The following is an 18,252-nucleotide window of genomic DNA, read 5'->3' as shown; positions in this document are numbered from 1 at the left end:
ATGGGCATGACCATTCTTCTGGGCGTGTTTGCCATTGGTATTCTGATCGGCATGCCCGTTGCCATTGCACTTGGCATTGCCGCCCTTGGCGCGTTCTTTGTCGAAGGCCTTCCGACCCTGATTGCGTTTCAGCGCATCGGATCGGGGATCTCGGCCTTTTCGCTTCTGGCCATTCCGTTCTTTATTTTTGCCGGTGAATTGATGCTTCACGGCGGGATTGCGACGAGGCTTGTGCAATTTGCGACCGCCTTGGTCGGCAGCCGTCGCGGCGGCCTTGGCATTGTGAATGTGTTTTCATCGATGCTGTTTGGCGGCATTTCCGGTTCTGCTGTGGCCGATACGTCGGCCCTTGGCTCGATCCTGATCCCGGTGATGAAAAAGGAAGGCTACCGCGCGGATTATGCGGTCAACGTTACGGTGACCTCATCGATTGCCGGCATCATGATCCCGCCCAGCCACAACATGATCCTGTATGCGGTGGCGGCCGGTGGCGGCATTTCGATCTCCAAACTTTTCATGGCCGGTGTGGTGCCGGGCATTATCATGTGCCTGTTGCTCGGGCTTGCAACCTGGCTGGTTGCGATCAAGCACGGCTATCCGGCGGAACCGTTCCCGGGTTGGGCAGTGGTTTGGCGTACGGCGGTTCGCGCAGTTCCGGGCTTCTTTACCGCAGTCATTATTGTCGGCGGGGTCCTGAGCGGTGTGTTCACCGTAACCGAATCAGGGGCGATTGGTGTGGCCTATGCCCTGATCATTACCGGGCTGGTCTATCGTGAACTGAGCTGGGCCGGTTTTATCGCCGCGGTCAAACAATCGGCCAAGACGACGGCCCTTGTGATGCTGCTGGTGGGTTGCGCGTCAGCCTATGGTTACATGCTGGCGTTTTATCAGGTGCCGGATGCACTGGCCGATGCGATCACCGGCATTACCGACAATCCGATCATGGTGTTGTTGCTGATCAATGTCATGTTGCTGGTTGCCGGGATGATCATGGATATGGCAGCCCTTATCCTGATTTGCACGCCGATCTTCCTGCCGCTTGCCATGCAGTTCGGCATGGACCCGATCCAGTTCGGCATGGTTTTGATGATGAATTTGGGTCTTGGCCTGTGTACACCGCCTGTTGGGTCGTGCCTGTTTGTCGGCTGCGCGATTGGCGGGGTGAAAATCGAAAAGGCCGTTCAGACGATCTGGCCGTTTTATCTGGCGATCCTGACCGCACTTTTGCTGACAACCTATATTCCTGCGATTTCATTGACGCTTCCGAACCTTGTGTTTGGCAGTTAATCGTGGGCAGAGAGTGATACCAAAGAGGATAATTATGAAACGTTTGCTGATCACCGGTGCCGGTGGAAACCTTGGCAAGATCTGCCGCGAAGGGCTTAAGGGCTATGCCGATGTCATTCGCCTGTCTGATATTTCCCCAATGGATCCGGCTGGCCCAAACGAAGAAGTCGTGCAATGTGATCTGTCGGATCGTGCAGCCGTCATTGAACTGACCAAGGATGTTGATGGCATCATCCATCTTGGCGGCATTTCAATCGAGGCCGCTTTTGATGATCTGCTTCAGGCCAATCTTGCGGGCACCTATAACCTTTATGAAGGTGCGCGTCAGAACGGCGTTAAGCGCATCATGTTTGCCAGCTCCAACCATGCGATTGGTTTTCACAAACGCACGACCAAGCTGGATGACACATCCGAACAGCGCCCCGATAGCCTTTATGGCGTGACCAAATGTTACGGCGAGGCGATGGCAAGCTACTATTTCGACAAGTTCGATGTTGAAACCGTCTCGGTGCGCATTGGCTCGTGCTTTGAGAAGCCAAAGGATCGCCGGATGCTGTCCACCTGGATGAGCCCTCGTGATTTTATCTCGTTGATGAAGGCGATCTTTAACGCCCCGATGACCGGCCATCTCGTGATGTATGGCGTCTCAGACAACACATCGAAATGGTGGAGCAATGATCACGCGGACTTCCTGGGCTGGAAACCGCAAGACAGCTCCGAACAGTTCCGTGCTGAGATCGAGGCTGCGTTCCCGCCAGAAGATCGTCATGACCCGGCCGTGATTTATCAGGGTGGTGGTTTTGCCGCCAAGGGCCATTTTGAAGACTGATCCAAGGATCGTCTTTCGATCTCAGTGCTACCTAAAATCAATGGCCCGAACGAAACTCGCTCGGGCCATTGTTGCAACAGGTAGGCACGTCAAAACGTTTGTCAGATGTGGTCCATTAGCCTTGCAGCAACCGCAGCAGGTTTTGCGGCATCTGGTTGGCTTGGGCCAGCATGGCGACACCGGACTGAACCAGAATCTGTTTTGAGGTAAAGGCCGTCATTTCGGCGGCAACATCCAGATCAAGCAGGGTGGAACGCGCCGATTCCGTATTTTCCTGCGTCGATGCAAGGTTCTGGGCGGCAAAGTCCAGACGGTTCTGGGAGGTGCCAACCGCAGCACGGGCGCGCTGCAAGTCGTCGATCGCACGGGTCACAACTTCAACAGCATTCTGTGCACCAGCGGCTGTCGAGATGGCGTTCGTACCAAGGTCTTCAAGAGACTCCTGACCGAGACCAGATGATCCCAGTACCGCAGAGTCAACTGCGCTCAGGTTAATCGAAAGACGATCATTGGCGGTGTTGCCGCCACCGACCTGGAACTCAATTGTGTCGGAGAGCTGCTGGCCCTTGTCCTCTTCCATGAAAAAGAACTGTCCACCGGATGTATCTATGCCAGATCCCATGAAATCGGTGTTAGCCGAGTTGAAGCCAAAATTGTTGGCTGCACTGACGGCAACATAATCGACTGTGTCAGAGAAGTTTGTGTTGATCTGAATTGACAGGCCCAACTCATCAAAGTTCAAAATTGCATTTTTGCCGGGATCAATGGCCTGTGACCCACCTGTAGCAGCAAAATCCGTGACGTCGATCGACTGGGTCCGGTCTAGAGTGCCATCTATCGCAGTCAGAACGGTCATAATCACCTGGCCGTCGGCCATTCGGCCAATTCTGACTTCTATGCCGTTATCGTCGACACCATCTTCAGCCGCGTCCTGTGCCCAGTAATTGTTGTCCGTGATAGCGAACCGGTCAAAGCCGAAAGCGGGCGTCAGCGCTTCATTGGCGGTGGCAGGTGTGAGATTAATTGCAACATCACCCCCATCGCCAAGCAGTTGAATGCCATTGAAGTTGGTCGAGGATGCGATTCGGTCGATTTCGTCACGCAGTTGGACGAATTCGTCATTGAGGAAACCGCGTTCGGTATCGGACAGGTTGCCAGAGGACGCCTGGACAGCCAGCGTTTTCATACGAACGAGAACGTCATCGATGGTTGCCATACCGCCATCGGCGATCTGGAGCATCGAGTTGGCCTGACCAACGTTAACGCTTGCTGTTTTGAGAGCCTGGGTGGTTGCGTTCAAACGCGCACCGATGGCCATGGAGGCGGCATCGTCACGTGCAGAAACAACACGGGTACCAGAAGACAGTTTCGATAGCGAACGGGTCGCCATCTCGTCAGAAGCAGACAAGTTGCGATGCGCAACATTTGCCGCATAGTTGGATATAATGTTGAGTGCCATTGGATTTCCTACCTGGAAAGTGGCGATGGTTTACTACGTGTAAAGTTCGCAATTAGCGATAAAGCTATAGTAACAACTATAAGTAAAATATCCTCTTGTCGAGCGAAATCTAATTTATACGACAGATAAACAGGGTTGACCTATTCGTTAGGATATTTTTGGGCGGCTGTTTCCGATGAATAGAGTGCGAAGCAATGCCGCTCTGAGACCGCATGTGGGGTTTCTGTGACGGGACTCGCGCCGTCTGGCGGTTTCGCATTCTGTCATTGAAACAGCTCCGCCACAGAGTTGGGGCTTAAATCGGCAGTTGTTGTTTGGGGAACGCAGCAAGATCTTCGTATCGCGATGCCGGCTTTCAAACTCGGACTTTCCCACGGGGAATTGTCGAAGAGGCCTATGCTTTTTGAATTGACGCATGGTCAGGATTGCTTATAAGCGTAAACGATAATGATAACGGTTATCATTATCGAATTCTGGATGTATAGCTATGGCGGTCTGTGACCGTTCTTGGGATAATCTTTATCAGCAATATCATGACCGTTTGTTGCGACAGGTGCAGAAATATCTGCCCACCCGCGACGAAAGCCAGGACGTGTTGCAGGATCTTTATGTGCAACTGCGCCATCGCAAAATCGATCCGGCTGACATTGCCAATCCTCCGGCCTTTTTGATGCGCATGGCGACCAATCTGGCAATTGATGCCTTGCGTCGCAACAATCGCAATCCGGTTGAATTCACCGACCCGACCGAAATCAGCGAGATGGATGGTGCAGGCAGCCAGTCCGCCACTCCAGAACAGATCAGTTCTGATCGCCAGCGTCTTGAGATCATCCGACGTGCGATTGATGATCTGCCGCCGCGCTGCCGCGAGGTGTTCTTGCTGTGCAAACGCGATCATCTGAGTACCGTGGAAGTGGCCGAACAACTTGGCATCAGTCGCAATATGGTGGAAAAGCATTTGCGTCAGGCGCTTGGACATTGCAAACAGGTGCTGGCGCGCCATGAAAATTAAACATCCTCTTTTGCGCGGCTTGTTCGTCACATATACAACAGCCCCCTCCGTCAGAAGCCGGGTAACGACACTACCATGACCGAATTCCGCTATCCCGACGACTGCCAGAGCAATGACGACATTGCCGATTACTGGGCTGTGCGCCTTGATGATGTGCAACTCAGTGCCGCTGAAGAAATCGCCTTTGAACACTGGCAGGCGGCTGATGCGAAAAACCCTGCACGCCTGATCCGGGCGCGTCAGACATGGCAGGGCATGGAAATCGCTGCTGCCGAATTTTCAGACGATGAAGACCATTCGATCAGGTCGCGCAAACCAGTTCATGACAGCGGCTTTGATAGCGAAGCCGTCCGGCGTGACCTTGAACGATTAGGTGCGCTTGAAGGCGGCAACAGTCGCCTGCCGGGCATGCGATCCGCCAAGCGCCGCGCCCGGCCGATGTTGGCGATTTTCACCATTCTGGTGCTTCTGGGACTGTGGGGCTATTCCGCGTTTCAACCTGATGCCGATCTGATTGCGGAAAGCAATCCGGATGTTGTCGGTGAAGTTCATGAACTTGCCGACGGATCGCGCATCTGGATGGAGCCAGGCACGCGCGTTGCCTTGGCCTATGACGATCAGTATCGCGACCTTACTGTTCTTGAAGGCGGTGTATTCATCGAAGTCGCCAAGGACAGTACACGACCGCTTCGCATCCATCTTAACAAACTGACGGCAACGGCGGTCGGTACGGCATTCAGCGCCTCGAAATGGGGTGGCCATGTCCGGGTCGAGGTTTCCGAAGGCACGGTCGATCTTGAAAGCCGCACGGCAAAATTCGCCCGTCTGACTGCCGGTCGGGCATCCTGGCAGGATGCGGATGGCGACATGCATTACGGTATGGTGGCACTGGATCGGGTTGGCGCGTGGCGCGATGGGCGCTGGGTGGTCAATGACATGCCGATTGACGAGTTGTTTGCCCGTCTTTCGCCTTTGATGGACGGTATCAGCTTCGTGCGCGATCCGCGCTTGGGCGATATCACGGTTTCGGGCAGTTTCGATCTGACCAAACCGGACGGGGCTTATGGTGCTATTCTGGCGGCCTATGGCCTGACGGACCGCGCTGTTCCGGGCGGGTTCAGAATAATTTCAAAAAAATAGAAAATTTCACCTCCTCATTTCGCAGCGGTGTTCGTCATGAAGGTAATAGTGATTTGCATTATTATTCTCATGCGAAGGGGTTCGAACTTGAATATCGTGACTTTTGGGGAAACCAGAAAATTCGGAATGTCCCGCCTTTTGGGCAGCACGGCACTTGTTGCGACACTGATGATCGCATCGGTCCCGCAAGGCTTGGCGCAAACCGCAACTGACACCGCACAGCCGGTAACGGTCGCCGCCGGGGATCTGCGCGCAGCCCTTGATCAAATTGCCGATCAGTTCGGCTTGCAGCTTGTTGTGCAGGGTGATCTTTCGGGCATCGAAAGTGGTGCGCTGACCGCTGACATGTCCGCCCGCGAGGCCCTGCAAAACCTTCTGTCAGGCAGTGGTTACGGGTTTGAATTTGTCTCTGATGACAGCGTCATCATCAAACCGGTTACGATCACGACCGGCGATGCGCAGGGCCAGGTGATCCTGCCCGAAGTCGTCGTGACTGCCACCCGTTCGCGCAGATCGATTGCCACCATGTCGCCGTCGGTTGTGGTGATCGGCCCTGATCAGATCGAAGCCCAGTCGGCCAAAAGCAGCGACATCACCAATGTTATTCGAAATAATGTGCCGGGCTTCATGTTTGATGATCAAAGCCTGATCTCCAGCACCGAAACCTTCCGTGGTCGAGATGTGCAGGTCCTTGTTGACGGGATCGCCCGCAACACGCCGCTACGCAACAGCAGCCGCATTCTTTCAATGATCGACATCCAGCAAGTCGAAAGCATCGAAGTCATTCCGGGCTCGAACGCGATGAATGGCGATGGCGCGACCGGGGCGACGATTAACATCATCACCAAGACCGGTGAAGTCGGCAAAAACGTCTTTGTCGTTGATGGCCATGCCAAAAGCTACACGGATGATATCGGCGACAGTTTCTCGCCCTCGTTGACCCTTTCGGGCAGCGGTGGCGTTGGTGCGGTGGATCTTGCTGCCAGTGTTACGGCCTCGAAAACCGGCAACGCCTATGACGGCTATGGTAATCAGGTACCATCGGACGCGATGCTGGGGCAGGGCGGGTTCGATAACGCCGAGGACCTTAATGTCTTTGGCAAGGCCGGTGTCACGCTTGCCGAGGGTCATCGCCTGTTTTTATCCTCGGAAGTCGTGCGGTTCCGTCAGGATATCGACTATTATGCCGACCTTTCGACCGACCCGGTGTCGGTCAATTATGACAGCCCCTATCTGGCGCAACCGCTTGAAGATGAAAGCCAGTATTTCACTGCCGGATACGAGTTTGATTTTGGCAAGATCGGTGTTGGTGATCTGAAGCTGTTTTACAATGACAGCTACAAACAGGCCGCACGTGCCGAATACCACGCCACCTATAACCCTGCTCTGGTTTCGCTCGCCAGCAATGGGGCGATTGAAGATCCGCTTGGCCAATCGGTCATTGATGCTGTCAAATATGGTATGAAGCTCTCGACTGATACCAGTCTTGATGCGGCCTATAAGGGGCTGACCCTGACCTGGGGTGGGGATCTGACCTTTGATGATGTCAAATATGAAACCGTCAGCGGGCGTGATATTGGCGCCCCGATGGAACAGGATGGCAAGGCGGTCTTTGCCCAGCTTTCAGCTCCGGTGACAAAATATGTCGATTTGTCCGGTGGTGTGCGCTACGAAAAATACGACCTGACGGTCAAGGATTTTACCCGTCCGAGCTACATGCGGTACAACGGCGGAACTCCGCAGCAAATCCTGCTGCCAGCGGCGTTCACCGGCGGGGAAACGACCTATGATGCCGTGACTTACAATGCCTCGGCCGTGGTTCACTGGACAGAACGTTTCGATACATCGCTCAGCTATAGCGAAGGCTTTTCTGTTCCCGACGTTGGGGCATATACGCGCCGGGCAGGACAAACCGGCACGTCTGTTCCGCTTAATTTCAATGACATCGATGTCGAGGCATCCAAGGTCAAAACCTATGAACTTGCCGCGCGCTATGACGGAACAGATTTCCGCACCACCGGTGCGGTTTATATGAGCACCAATGATCGTGGCGATAACTATGACAGCTCGACCAACAAGCTCAGTCAGGAAAAGGAACGCATCATAGGGGCAGAACTGACCGGCGAGTATGATATTTCTGACGATACCTATATTGGCGCGTTGGCATCCTATGTCGAAGGTCGCTATGACACCAACGAAGACGGTGATCTAGATAGCTGGCTGCCCAATAACCGTATTCCGTCACCTTTCCGCTTTACCGGTTATGTCGACAGCTACGTCTGGGGCGATCTGAACATGCGCTTTGACGGGACATACACCGCTGCGCGCACCAAGATCGAAGATGCCAAAATCAAGCCGAGCCTTGTTTTCAACCTGTCGGGCAATTATCCGCTGCTGGGCGGCACGGCGCGCTTCGGGATCGAGAACATCTTTGATACCAGTTATGAAAATCCGGCGGCAACTGCCCTTCGTGGCTATTCGGTTGCCGGTCATGGTCGCACTTTATTGATCGGCTATCGTCGCGAATTCTGATGACGGCACCTGCATCGGATTGAACCATCCAACGGCCCGGCGGTTTCCCGCCGGGCTCTTGCGCGTAAAGGAAACCAGTATGTTTCGATCAAGCAACCCGGCCCGGGATATCGTCCTGTTTGAAATGATTGACCAGCAAAGCGCAGCGGATGGCACGGCCTATATCGCTGCACTTGATGCTTTGGCCAAACGCAGCGAACCGGCCATACTGATTTTCCGCGTGGCAGGGTTTGTCAATCAGGATCACGATGTTCGCAAGCAGGCCGCCGCATGGTTCAAACGCAACCGGGGTCGGCTGGATGTCTTTGCCAAGGGCTTGATCCGTGTCGATGAAGGCCATCATCATGGCGATGGTGACCACGATCATGACGATGGACATGAAGACGCAGAGGACAGCAACTTCGCCCGTATGCTGCCCTTCGCGGTCAAACGTACCGACAGCCTTGATCATGCCCTTGATCTGGCGTGCAATTGGGCATCGGTTTCAAAGGGCTAAGGCGGCGTTTTGTCCGACCTATCTTTTTCTGGACGCGAGGATCAGGAAATATCCCGTACCGATCAGGGCGGCGATCAGACCGGTCGGCAATTGCGCCGGATAGATCATGTTGCGTGCCAGCCATTCGGCGACCATCATGACATTGACCCCGATTAAGACCGCGCCCAGCAAGTGCCCGCCGGCAAGGCGATAGCCCGCCACCCGCGCCAGATGCGGCGCCATCAGCCCAACGAAACTCAGCGGCCCGACCAGAAGGGTCGCACTGGCGGCTAGAACAGCAGCAAGCAGCATCATGGCAAACTGGAACCCCGAAATCCCAAGACCCAATGATACGGATTGATCCGTGCCAAGCGATGCCAGTTCCAGGGGACGACGAAGCGCAATCGCCACCACCAGAAGCAAGCCTGTGATACCGGCAACAATCATTACCTCGTCCATATTGGTGAAATAGGTCGTCCCGGCCAGCCATGACATCAGCATGGATGTTTGTGTGCCGCCGCGGGTCAGGACAATGCGGACAATCGCGCCCAAAATGGCGGTCATCGCAAGACCATTCAGCAACATGTAATGCGGTGCATGGGTGAATTTGCGACAAAGGGCGAGCAACACCAGAAGCGACGCAATCCCGCCCGCGGCCCCGATCACCATCAATTCCGCACGTTGACCAAAGCCGAAAATCGCCAGTGCCATGATCATGGCAAGGGCCGTTGCCGAACTGACCCCGGTGATTTCCGGACTGGCCAGCGGGTTGCGCCCGACACGCTGAATAAGCGTGCCCGAAACCGCCAGTGCCGCGCCGCAAATCATCGCGGCAAAGGTGCGTTCAGAACGCCCGATCAGGATATCAATGCTGCTGTCTTTCCAGCCCAAAACGACAAAACCATGTCCATCCAGCGAGACGAACAATGAAAACACCACACCGATGACAAGGCTTAAGGTCAAGGCAATCGAAAGGGCTGTTTTGGAGACGATCAGTTGATCGCTGTGCTGATCGTCGCTTTGACTGCCGGGCATGATGCGCGCCTTGCGCAACATGAAAATGATGAACGGTGCGCCAAAGAGCGCGGTGGCCGCCCCAGTCGGTAAGGGATCGCCGCCAAATTCGTTAAACTGGCGCACCAGAAAATCAATCACGACAAGGGCAAAGCCGCCGGTGAAAACCGAATAGATCATCAAATCGCGCGACCGCGACAGCCCGGCAATCCGCAGGGCCGCCGGGATGGCCAAGCCCACAAACCCGATCATGCCAGCTGCCGATATCACCGAGGCAGTGATAAACACCGCCAACCCAAGGATCAGAAGGCGCAGAACCGTTACCTTAGCGCCCAGCGAACTTGCCGTGTCATCGCCAAGGGCCAGAAGATCAAGCGGGCGCGACAGGGCCAGAATGGCGATCATGCCAATCAGCACACGCGGCCAGACAAACTGCGTATCTTCCCAGCCATTCTGGGCCAGATCACCAGCCCCCCACATGAAGATCGATTGCAGATATTGCTCGTTAAACAGCAAGATGATCTGCGATCCCGACTGCAACAGCAGATTAACGATCATCCCGGCGAGAATGAGCCAAAGCGTCGCATTACCGCGATTGGCGGCAATCAGATAAACCACCGCCAGCGCAATCAAACCCCCGGCAAGGGCAAAGGCCTCCTGAAACATGGCAAGTGATGCCGGAGCCAGCAGGACAAACAGGGTCAGGGCAAATTCAACACCGGCCCCGACGCCAAGGGTTGTCGGCGATGCCAGCGGATTGCGCAACACCGTCTGGATTGCCGCACCGGCGAGTGCGAGCCCCGCGCCACACAGAAACGCCATCGCAAGACGGGGCTGGGTGCTGTAATGAAACAGGATCTGATCAAAATCGGTTTCATCCGGGCTGAACATGGCTTGTGGGACCTGTCCATTGCCAAGATACGGCCAGAAATCAATTATCAGCACGGCAAGGGTCAACAGCCCCAGAATGCCTGTCAGGATCGCCGGAATGGACAGTGTATCGAGAAAGCCGGATTTGACTGAGCCGTGAAGTGCCGTATTGCTCATTGTTGCGGGCCGTTTTCAATGGTCTCGGTCAGGAGTTTGGCAAAACGAAGCCCGGACGGTACCCCGCCATAAGCCCACACCACCGGCAATTCATAAACCCGGTTGTTTCGCGTGAAATCCATCACCTTCCAGATCGGGGAATCCAGAAGTTTATCCAGCACAATTTCGGGCACCGGATTGGTATAGACCAGCGTTTCCTTGGCATAGGGGGCAAGAATCTCCAGCCCGCCGCGGCCAAAGCCCCACTTGTTAACCTCCCCGTCATAGGCGACCGGCACGCCCATTGCCGTCATCACCGAACCGGGCAGCGAGATATCGGCAAAGATCCCGACATTGCTTTCATCAAAGAAGAACACAACATTGATTGTCTGATCGGGGCCGATGGCTGTTTTGATGCGGTCGCCATACCTGACCAATTCCTGATCAATATCGGCAAGATATGCTTTGGCCTCTGCCTCGCGCCCGGTGGCCTTGGCGATTTTGCCAAACACTTCGCGCGCGGTTTCAAACGCGGGGCGCTTGCCATCAAACAACTGCAGTTCCAGAACCGGCGCAATCTCGGCCAGCTTTTCGTATGACATTCCGAGATCCGGAACCGAAATGATCAGATCCGGCTTCGCCGCACGGAGCGCCTCCATATTGGGCGATGAACGCTGGCCAAGGTCAACGAAGCTGTCTGGAAGGTCAGGCTTGGCAACCCATTCGACATAATCTTGCGGGTCGGCAATGGCGACCGGATCAAGGCCAAGGGCAATGATGCTTTCGGTAAAGGCCCAGTTGATGGTCGCCACCCGCGTGGCCGGGCTATCAAGGCGCAAAGTGCCGCGTTCATGTTCGATCTCGATCGGATCGGCGATGGCGGTTGACGCATCTGCACCGATCAGGGCAACACACAGCAAAACCGGCCAGACAAGCGCGCGAAGGATGTTCATGCCAGATGTCCCTTACGAACCGCTTGCGGCGGTGTCAGTATTCGTAACCGCGTCGGCCAGCAATTCGGCAAAGCGTGCTGCGGACAATACCCCGCCAAAGGTCCAGCTTGCCGGGATGGCATGGACATGGTCGTTGCGCGCAAACGGCATGGCTTTCCAGATCACGGAATTAAACAGGGTTTCGCGCGTGGTCGGTGCGATCGGCTCGACATAGGCGAACTGCACATCGCCCATCTTTGCCAGATCTGACACATCGCCATTATGAAACGCCCAGCCATTCACATCCCCGCCCCATGCGTTGGCAAAACCCATGCGGCCAAGCACGGAGCCAAACAGCGATGTCTTGCCATGAATGCGGAAATGCGACTCATCAAGAATGCGAACAACGGCGAATTTCGCATCGTCGCCGACATGATCGCGGATGCGCTTGGCGGCGGCTTCGATCCGGGCATTGACCGATGCAATGACGTCCTCGGCGGCGTCCGGTTTACCGGCCAGTTTGGCGATATTGCGCAACAGGGTTTCGGCCCGGTCAATCGCGGGTTCGTCATTGCCGGTATTATAGATCGAATAGACAAATGTCGGTGCATAGCCAGACAGTTTTTCATGGGCCATGGCGACATCGGTGCTGATCAGGATGGCATCCGGCTTGGCATCGCGCAGGGCTTCAAAGTTTGGTTCGCGGCGGGTGCCGAGATCGGTGAAGCTTTCGGGCAGTTTGGGTTCCACCACCCAGGCGCGGTATCCTTCGGCCTCCGGGATCGCCACCGGATCAATGCCCAGCGCGATCAGGCTTTCTGTCAGGGCCCAGTTGGAAACCGCAAAGCGGGTCGGGTGGGTATCAAGCGTGACGTCACCCAGTTCATGGGTAAAGGTTTCCTCGGCCATCGCGGGCTGTGTCGTAACAAATGCACCAAGCGTTCCGGCGACAAGTAAAAGGCGCGCTGCAACGCTGCCAATCCAAGGTTTTGATGTCATGATTTCCCTGATCCCTGTTGATGTGGAGCCGTGCGCAAGCAGCTAGGCGACATAGCTTATGAAGCGGTCCGGATTGCTGAGTTTGATGACGTTGATATCGGTCTGGAAAATGTCGCGCAGCGTATCGCCATTCATGAAATCGTGCGGCGTGCCCTGCCAGCAGGTCCGCCCGCCGCGCAGCGCCAGAATGTGATCGGCAAAACGCCCGACCATGTCGATGTCATGCAAGACGGCAATCACGGTCAGATTGTTCTGGTCCTTAAGGTTGGCGACCAGTTGCAAAATGTCGCGCTGATGACCGACATCAAGGGCCGAGGTCGGCTCATCAAGCAGCAAAACCGGCGCATCCTGAGCCAGCAACATCGCAAGCCAGACCCGTTGGCGTTCCCCACCCGAAAGGCTTGCGACCAGCCGGTCGGAAAACTCCGTCACGTGGGTTAGTTCCATCGCCCGATCGATCTTGGCGTGGTCTTCGTCGCGATAGCGGCCAAACGCGCCGCGCCATGGATAGCGGCCAAAGGCCACCAGTTCGCGGACACTCAAATGCGGCGGGACAACCGGGTTTTGCGGAAGGTAGGCCACCTTGCGGGCGAAATCGCGCGTGCCATGATCGGCAAGGTCCTGCCCGTCGAGTGCGATGGCCCCGGATGCCGGTTTGTTTTTGCGCGCCAGAAGCTTGATCAGCGTGCTTTTGCCCGATCCGTTATGGCCGACAATCGCGCTGAACGCCCCGGTCGGAAAGCCGACCGTGATGTTCTCAAGCAGCGTCTTTGGCTTTTTGCCATCACTTTTGAACGCGACGTCTTTCAGGTCGAACATGGACGGAAACTCATGCGCCGGGAAATGGAAACTGCGCCATCGCCGGATCGTGGCAAGCAGGCGCGCTGTAAGATCTGAGAATGCTTATCAATTACTTTCTCTAAATGCAACCGAGTTGCGATTGCAGCCCGCGGAAAATTAAAGCGGCTCATCCAATCATCATATAAAATTACTTTTCAGCGGGCACCATTCCGGTTAGCAATGAAAGCTTATAATTTTGATCGCAACGCGCGGTTTGCCGCGATAAGAATGATCATACAATTACAAGGCGCCAAAACAGACGCGCCGCGATCAGGGAGAACCCATGTCTAACGTAAAAACCGTTTTGCCAAATCTGCGATGCACACTGGGGGAAGGCCCGCATTGGGACGCCGACGATGGCGTTCTGTACTGGGTCGATATCGTCGGAAAGACGGCCTATGCGCTCCGCCCTGATGATGGCGGATCGCGCAGCTGGGTATTTGATCAGCCGGTTGCTGCCATCGTGCCGCGGCAAAAGGGCGGGCTTCTGGTAGCCCTTGCCGACGGGTTGGCCTTTCTTGATCCCGACAGTGGCAAAACCACCCCGTTTGTCGCCCCCGATGGCGATCACCCGGGCAACCGATCAAATGAAAGCCGGGTCGATCCGATGGGCCGGTTCTGGATCGGGACCATGCAAAACAATATCGGGCCGAATGGCGAAGACCTGCCGGTCACCATTTCCACCGGGACGCTGAACTGTGTCACGGCGGACGGCGAGACATCGCGTTTTGGCGAAAATATCGGGATTTCCAACACGCTGTTGTGGTCGGCCGATGGCACAAAGATGTTCTTTGGCGATACCATCACCAACACGCTCAATGTCTATGACTTTGATATGAAAACCGGCGTGCCATCCAATCCCAAGGTTTTCTTTGGCCCGCAGGATCGCGGCAATATGGATGGCTCGGCGATGGATGCCGATGGCTATATCTGGAATGCACGGTGGGGCGGGGGATGCCTTATCCGCTTTGCGCCGGATGGCAGTGTTGATCGCATCATCGAACTGCCACTAACCCAACCGACCAGTTGCGTGTTTGGTGGTCCGGACCTCAAGACGCTTTATATCACCTCGGCCGCGGTCGGGTTGGACGGCAATGGCAATGACCTTGAAGGCGCGCTGCTGTCGATCCGCACAGAGGTTGCCGGCCAATTGTGCCACCCGTTTGCCGGCTAGGCTTTTTTCGTCAGGATTGCATCGCCTTACACGCAAATCGCGCCAAACAGCCCCTTGGGTGCCCTAAATCGGGAAATTGGCGCGATTTGCCCATTTTTGGCCTTGGTTTTCAGTATGTTTGGCGTCACCATTATGTGGTGGCAGAACACATCACCAAAAATACGAGCAAGCCGGGGTTAAAATGAAACCTGTTACCGCCGCAACCATGTGGGCAAGGGCGCTTATTGCCTTTGGCATGGTCGCAATATTGTCGGGCTGTGCCGCCCTGCAATCACCAAGCAACAGCGTCACCGGATCGGTCAGTTACCGTGAACGGATCGCACTTTCGCCGGATAATACTTTCCTTGTCGTGCGGTTGCTTGATGTCTCGCGCGCTGACGCGCCATCGGTGGAAATCGCATCGCTGCGCCAGCCGGTGGCAAACCCGCCGATGGTTTTCATCCTGCCCTATGATCTTGATGATATCGATCCCAAGCACAGCTATGCGTTGGAAGCCAAAATCGTCAATGCCAATGGCGATCTTCTGTTTCGCAATGATCAAAGCTACCCGGTCCTGACCCGTGGTGCGCCAAGTGACGTTGATATCGTCGTTCGCCAGGTGCCGCGCGTTCAGGGTGACGGTGCGCGTAACGGCGATGGGTCGGATGTGCCTGACGACATCGCAGCGATCGAGGCCAAACTGGCCGACATGCGCGTTATTCCCGGCCAGTATTCGGCATCCGACCACACCGTGACCTATAAGGCCTATGTCACGACGGATGGCGAACCGCTTCTGGTTGATGAACATCGCGATCTTGGTGATTACGGATCAAGCGACGTCAAGCTCTATTACCGCAATGGCCAACTGCTGCGCTTTGCCGAGGACGCCAAACGGGTCAATTACGGCGGGGCAGAAAGCGACGCACCGCTGCATTACACCCTGACACTTGATTTCGCCCAGGGGCGCTTTTCAAGTGGCACCAAAACTGTAAACGGCACATCCAGTCAGCCCGATGAACATGAAATCAGCGGCGCATTATCACAAAGCAAGGTGGCGCTCAGCCGGATCGAGGCGATGTTAAGCCAGCTTAACAGCACCCCGGATCCGATGACTGGCCCGGAATTGTTTATCTGCGATGATCAAAGCCGGTTTGCCGTGACATTTGATCATGGCGCGGAACGCGCCATTGTCGAAATGCGCGGCCGCGAACCGATCAGTCTGGCACAGATGCCGACCGGTTCGGGTTATGGCTATGGCAATGACATATATGAATTGCGGGGCAAGGGGGCTGATGCAATCTGGACAACGCCGTCGGGCGATTTCCATTGCGCCGTTTCATCCATGCCGGTCGAGGCCGCGAGCCTTGCCCTTGCGCCGGGCGATTTCCCGGTGGTCTCGGTTGCCGAGCTCAAAAGACAGGGCGATGGCGTCTGGACGCGCTATTTCGATGACATGATGCCCGCCATCACGGCCTGCCTTGCCAAAAATCCCGGTGATCTGGTGTCGGTGCTGAAAGCTTGGCCGATGGATCATGGCATGGTCGGTGTCCGGACCATCAATGGCAATGGTGGTCGTTATGACTGTCTCGTCACTTCCGATGGTATGGGCACCGCCCATACCGAACAGGTCGAAACCACGACCAACATTCTGCCCGGCGAAGACGTTGTGCGCTACACCCCGGCAACTAGCGCCTATCCCGGCGGCGAATGCTTTGCCCATGAACGCCTTGAACAGGATGGCGTGTTTATTGGCTGGTTGTCGGAAAAGGCCTGCTGATCTGATCGGCGGAAACCCACAAACAAAAATCCCGGCCGGGGAAACCCGGGCCGGGATTTTTTTGTCGTATCGCTTTGATGTCTTAGTGGATCATGGCCCCGGTTGCACTTAGCATTCCGGTTGAACCACTCAAGCCATCGCCGTTGCCAAGATGGACCGCCTGGAACCGGTGACGGTCAAAATGGCCGGGCATCAAAAGCCCGCTTGCGGGGGCCGCATGGAAGCCAAAGCGCGCGTAATAGTCCGGATCCCCCACCAGAAGAACCGAACGGTGACCGGCTGCTTGTGCCGCATTAAGGGCGGCATAAACCAGACCGGCACCCACGCCGGACCCGCTATAGATCTTGTCGACGGCAAGCGGGCCGAGCAGCAATGCATCCCCTGCATCGCCAGCATTGACATTCCACAACCGGACGGTGCCGATCATTTGTTTGCCGTCGTGGGCGACAAACGCAAGACCGTCCGCCGGAAGCCGATTACGGCGCAGGATTTCAGACGATTTCTGAAACCGCGCCTGACCCATGACGCGATCAAGCAGCTTTTCGCGTTCAATGTGCGAATATGCGCCTTCGCGATCAATTGTGATCATTGGCCTATCTTTCCCGAATGGGGTCAGATGATATAGGCGGCAAGCGGCGAGAAGCCGTTGAACGCCACAGATGCATAGGTGGTGGTGTAGGCACCGGTTGCCTCGATCAGAACCTCGTCACCGATGGTCAAAGAGACCGGCAGGTCATACGGGGTCTTTTCATACAGCACGTCAGCCGAATCACAGGTCGGACCAGCCAGAACGCACGGGGCAACTTCGCCGCCATCATGGATCGTGGTGATCGGATAACGAATGGCTTCGTCCATGGTTTCGGCAAGGCCACCGAATTTACCGATATCAAGGTAAACCCAGCGCACCGGATCGTCGGCATGTTTGCGCGAAATCAGAACAACCTCGGCTTTGATCACGCCGGCATCACCCACCATGCCACGGCCCGGTTCGATAATGGTTTCGGGCATATGATTGCCAAAGTGGTTGTGAAGCGCATCAACAATCGCCGCACCGTATGCTTCGGTTGCCGGAATGTCGCGCAGGTAACGGGTCGGGAAGCCCCCACCCATATTGACCATGCGAAGGTGAATGCCTTTTTCCGCCAAGGTACGGAAGATCGAGGATGCTTCCGAAAGGGCAGTGTCCCAGGCGTCAAGGTTGCACTGCTGCGACCCGACATGGAACGACACGCCATAGGCATCCAGACCCATGTGATGGGCATGCTGAAGAACTTCGAGCGCCATGGACGGCGCGCAACCGAATTTGCGCGACAGCGGCCATTCTGCGCCAACGCCGTCGGTCAGAATGCGGCAGAAAACCTGCGCACCCGGTGCGACACGGGCAATTTTTTCGACTTCTTCGACGCAATCAACCGCATAGAGGCGCACACCGAGTTCAAAAGCGCGCGCAATGTCGCGTTCTTTTTTGATGGTGTTACCAAACGAAATGCGGTCAGGGCTTGCACCAGCGGCCATCGCCATTTCAATTTCCGGGACGGATGCGGTGTCAAAGTTGCTGCCAAGATCGGCAAGCAGGCTCAGAACTTCCGGTGCCGGGTTTGCTTTGACGGCATAGAAAATGCGCGAGCTCGGAAGCGCACGGGTAAAGGTCTCGTAGTTGCGCTGAACAACGTCGAGGTCAACAACAAGGCACGGGCCTTCCGGGCGGTTCTGTGCGAGAAAATCAATAATACGCTGAGTTGCCATTGGGGCGTTCTCCCATTCCACGATATGGCAG

General features: G+C 55.7%; 15 protein-coding genes. 8 read left to right on the top strand and 7 right to left on the bottom strand.

Annotated features, from left to right (window positions below; translation table 11 throughout):
• A complete protein-coding gene (locus DY252_RS16140; protein WP_064788402.1) occupies nt 1-1,287 on the top strand; it encodes a TRAP transporter large permease in 1,287 nt (428 codons plus the stop codon).
• A gap of 34 nt (nt 1,288-1,321) precedes the next feature.
• Nucleotides 1,322-2,116 (top strand): NAD-dependent epimerase/dehydratase family protein, encoded by a 795-nt coding sequence (locus tag DY252_RS16135; protein ID WP_064788401.1) that lies wholly within the window; start codon nt 1,322-1,324, stop codon nt 2,114-2,116.
• A 115-nt stretch (nt 2,117-2,231) separates the two neighbouring features.
• On the opposite strand, the gene DY252_RS16130 is transcribed toward DY252_RS16135, so the two are convergent.
• Nucleotides 2,232-3,575 carry a flagellin N-terminal helical domain-containing protein gene (locus DY252_RS16130; RefSeq protein ID WP_064788400.1) on the bottom strand — a complete coding sequence of 448 codons (1,344 nt, stop codon included), beginning with the start codon at nt 3,573-3,575 and terminating at the stop codon, nt 2,232-2,234.
• Nucleotides 3,576-4,062: 487 nt separating this feature from the next.
• Here DY252_RS16130 and DY252_RS16125 point away from each other — a divergent pair, with 487 nt between their 5' ends.
• The 4 genes from DY252_RS16125 to DY252_RS16110 all read left to right on the top strand — a co-directional run bounded on the left by DY252_RS16125 (nt 4,063) and on the right by DY252_RS16110 (nt 8,755).
• Nucleotides 4,063-4,587, top strand: coding sequence for an RNA polymerase sigma factor (locus DY252_RS16125; RefSeq protein ID WP_064788399.1), 525 nt, complete (start codon nt 4,063-4,065; stop codon nt 4,585-4,587).
• A 75-nt stretch (nt 4,588-4,662) separates the two neighbouring features.
• Nucleotides 4,663-5,727 carry a FecR family protein gene (locus tag DY252_RS16120; protein ID WP_064788398.1) on the top strand — a complete coding sequence of 355 codons (1,065 nt, stop codon included), beginning with the start codon at nt 4,663-4,665 and terminating at the stop codon, nt 5,725-5,727.
• Between the two features lie 126 nt (nt 5,728-5,853).
• A complete protein-coding gene (locus tag DY252_RS16115; RefSeq protein ID WP_064788397.1) occupies nt 5,854-8,259 on the top strand; it encodes a TonB-dependent receptor in 2,406 nt (801 codons plus the stop codon).
• Nucleotides 8,260-8,338: 79 nt separating this feature from the next.
• A complete protein-coding gene (locus DY252_RS16110; RefSeq protein ID WP_064788396.1) occupies nt 8,339-8,755 on the top strand; it encodes a hypothetical protein in 417 nt (138 codons plus the stop codon).
• A gap of 18 nt (nt 8,756-8,773) precedes the next feature.
• On the opposite strand, the gene fhuB is transcribed toward DY252_RS16110, so the two are convergent.
• From fhuB to DY252_RS16090, 4 genes are read right to left on the bottom strand one after another with little or no spacing between them, the layout of a single operon-like run.
• Complete coding sequence (gene fhuB, locus DY252_RS16105; protein WP_064788395.1) at nt 8,774-10,795, bottom strand: Fe(3+)-hydroxamate ABC transporter permease FhuB; 2,022 nt, start codon at nt 10,793-10,795, stop codon at nt 8,774-8,776.
• Nucleotides 10,792-11,727, bottom strand: coding sequence for an ABC transporter substrate-binding protein (locus tag DY252_RS16100; RefSeq protein WP_064788394.1), 936 nt, complete (start codon nt 11,725-11,727; stop codon nt 10,792-10,794). The genes fhuB and DY252_RS16100 overlap by 4 nt, the downstream gene beginning before the upstream one ends.
• Nucleotides 11,728-11,739: 12 nt before the next feature.
• The gene (locus DY252_RS16095; RefSeq protein WP_064788393.1) at nt 11,740-12,705 is read right to left on the bottom strand and encodes an iron-siderophore ABC transporter substrate-binding protein; all 966 of its coding nucleotides are present in this window, start codon (nt 12,703-12,705) and stop codon (nt 11,740-11,742) included.
• Between the two features lie 42 nt (nt 12,706-12,747).
• Complete coding sequence (locus DY252_RS16090) at nt 12,748-13,524, bottom strand: ABC transporter ATP-binding protein (protein ID WP_064788392.1); 777 nt, start codon at nt 13,522-13,524, stop codon at nt 12,748-12,750.
• A gap of 304 nt (nt 13,525-13,828) precedes the next feature.
• On the opposite strand from DY252_RS16090, the gene DY252_RS16085 reads away from it, so the two are divergent.
• Nucleotides 13,829-14,719, top strand: a complete 891-nt coding sequence (locus DY252_RS16085; RefSeq protein ID WP_064788391.1) for an SMP-30/gluconolactonase/LRE family protein — start codon at nt 13,829-13,831, stop codon at nt 14,717-14,719.
• 181 nt (nt 14,720-14,900) lie between these two features.
• The gene (locus DY252_RS16080) at nt 14,901-16,475 is read left to right on the top strand and encodes a YbaY family lipoprotein (protein WP_064788390.1); all 1,575 of its coding nucleotides are present in this window, start codon (nt 14,901-14,903) and stop codon (nt 16,473-16,475) included.
• 82 nt (nt 16,476-16,557) lie between these two features.
• On the opposite strand, the gene DY252_RS16075 is transcribed toward DY252_RS16080, so the two are convergent.
• Both DY252_RS16075 and DY252_RS16070 read right to left on the bottom strand, forming a co-directional pair.
• On the bottom strand, nt 16,558-17,064 hold the full coding sequence (locus DY252_RS16075; protein ID WP_064788389.1) for a GNAT family N-acetyltransferase: 507 nt from the start codon (nt 17,062-17,064) through the stop codon (nt 16,558-16,560).
• 23 nt (nt 17,065-17,087) lie between these two features.
• On the bottom strand, nt 17,088-18,221 hold the full coding sequence (locus DY252_RS16070) for a type III PLP-dependent enzyme (RefSeq protein WP_008890144.1): 1,134 nt from the start codon (nt 18,219-18,221) through the stop codon (nt 17,088-17,090).
• Between the last annotated feature and the right edge of the window lie 31 nt (nt 18,222-18,252).

Source organism: Thalassospira indica (genome assembly GCF_003403095.1).
GTDB classification, from domain to species: domain Bacteria; phylum Pseudomonadota; class Alphaproteobacteria; order Rhodospirillales; family Thalassospiraceae; genus Thalassospira; species Thalassospira indica.
Note: the sequence above shows the minus strand (reverse complement) of the source record. Positions and strands in the feature narration are given on the sequence as shown.

Coding starts and splice junctions, on each gene's coding strand:
- DY252_RS16120 (WP_064788398.1), top strand. CDS start 4,663: ATGACCGAATTCCGCTATCCCGACGACTGCCAGAGCAATGACGACATT.
- DY252_RS16090 (WP_064788392.1), bottom strand. CDS start 13,524: ATGTTCGACCTGAAAGACGTCGCGTTCAAAAGTGATGGCAAAAAGCCA.
- DY252_RS16085 (WP_064788391.1), top strand. CDS start 13,829: ATGTCTAACGTAAAAACCGTTTTGCCAAATCTGCGATGCACACTGGGG.
- DY252_RS16140 (WP_064788402.1), top strand. CDS start 1: ATGGGCATGACCATTCTTCTGGGCGTGTTTGCCATTGGTATTCTGATC.
- DY252_RS16070 (WP_008890144.1), bottom strand. CDS start 18,221: ATGGCAACTCAGCGTATTATTGATTTTCTCGCACAGAACCGCCCGGAA.
- DY252_RS16095 (WP_064788393.1), bottom strand. CDS start 12,705: ATGACATCAAAACCTTGGATTGGCAGCGTTGCAGCGCGCCTTTTACTT.
- DY252_RS16110 (WP_064788396.1), top strand. CDS start 8,339: ATGTTTCGATCAAGCAACCCGGCCCGGGATATCGTCCTGTTTGAAATG.
- DY252_RS16080 (WP_064788390.1), top strand. CDS start 14,901: ATGAAACCTGTTACCGCCGCAACCATGTGGGCAAGGGCGCTTATTGCC.
- DY252_RS16100 (WP_064788394.1), bottom strand. CDS start 11,727: ATGAACATCCTTCGCGCGCTTGTCTGGCCGGTTTTGCTGTGTGTTGCC.
- fhuB (WP_064788395.1), bottom strand. CDS start 10,795: ATGAGCAATACGGCACTTCACGGCTCAGTCAAATCCGGCTTTCTCGAT.
- DY252_RS16075 (WP_064788389.1), bottom strand. CDS start 17,064: ATGATCACAATTGATCGCGAAGGCGCATATTCGCACATTGAACGCGAA.
- DY252_RS16115 (WP_064788397.1), top strand. CDS start 5,854: ATGTCCCGCCTTTTGGGCAGCACGGCACTTGTTGCGACACTGATGATC.
- DY252_RS16135 (WP_064788401.1), top strand. CDS start 1,322: ATGAAACGTTTGCTGATCACCGGTGCCGGTGGAAACCTTGGCAAGATC.
- DY252_RS16130 (WP_064788400.1), bottom strand. CDS start 3,575: ATGGCACTCAACATTATATCCAACTATGCGGCAAATGTTGCGCATCGC.
- DY252_RS16125 (WP_064788399.1), top strand. CDS start 4,063: ATGGCGGTCTGTGACCGTTCTTGGGATAATCTTTATCAGCAATATCAT.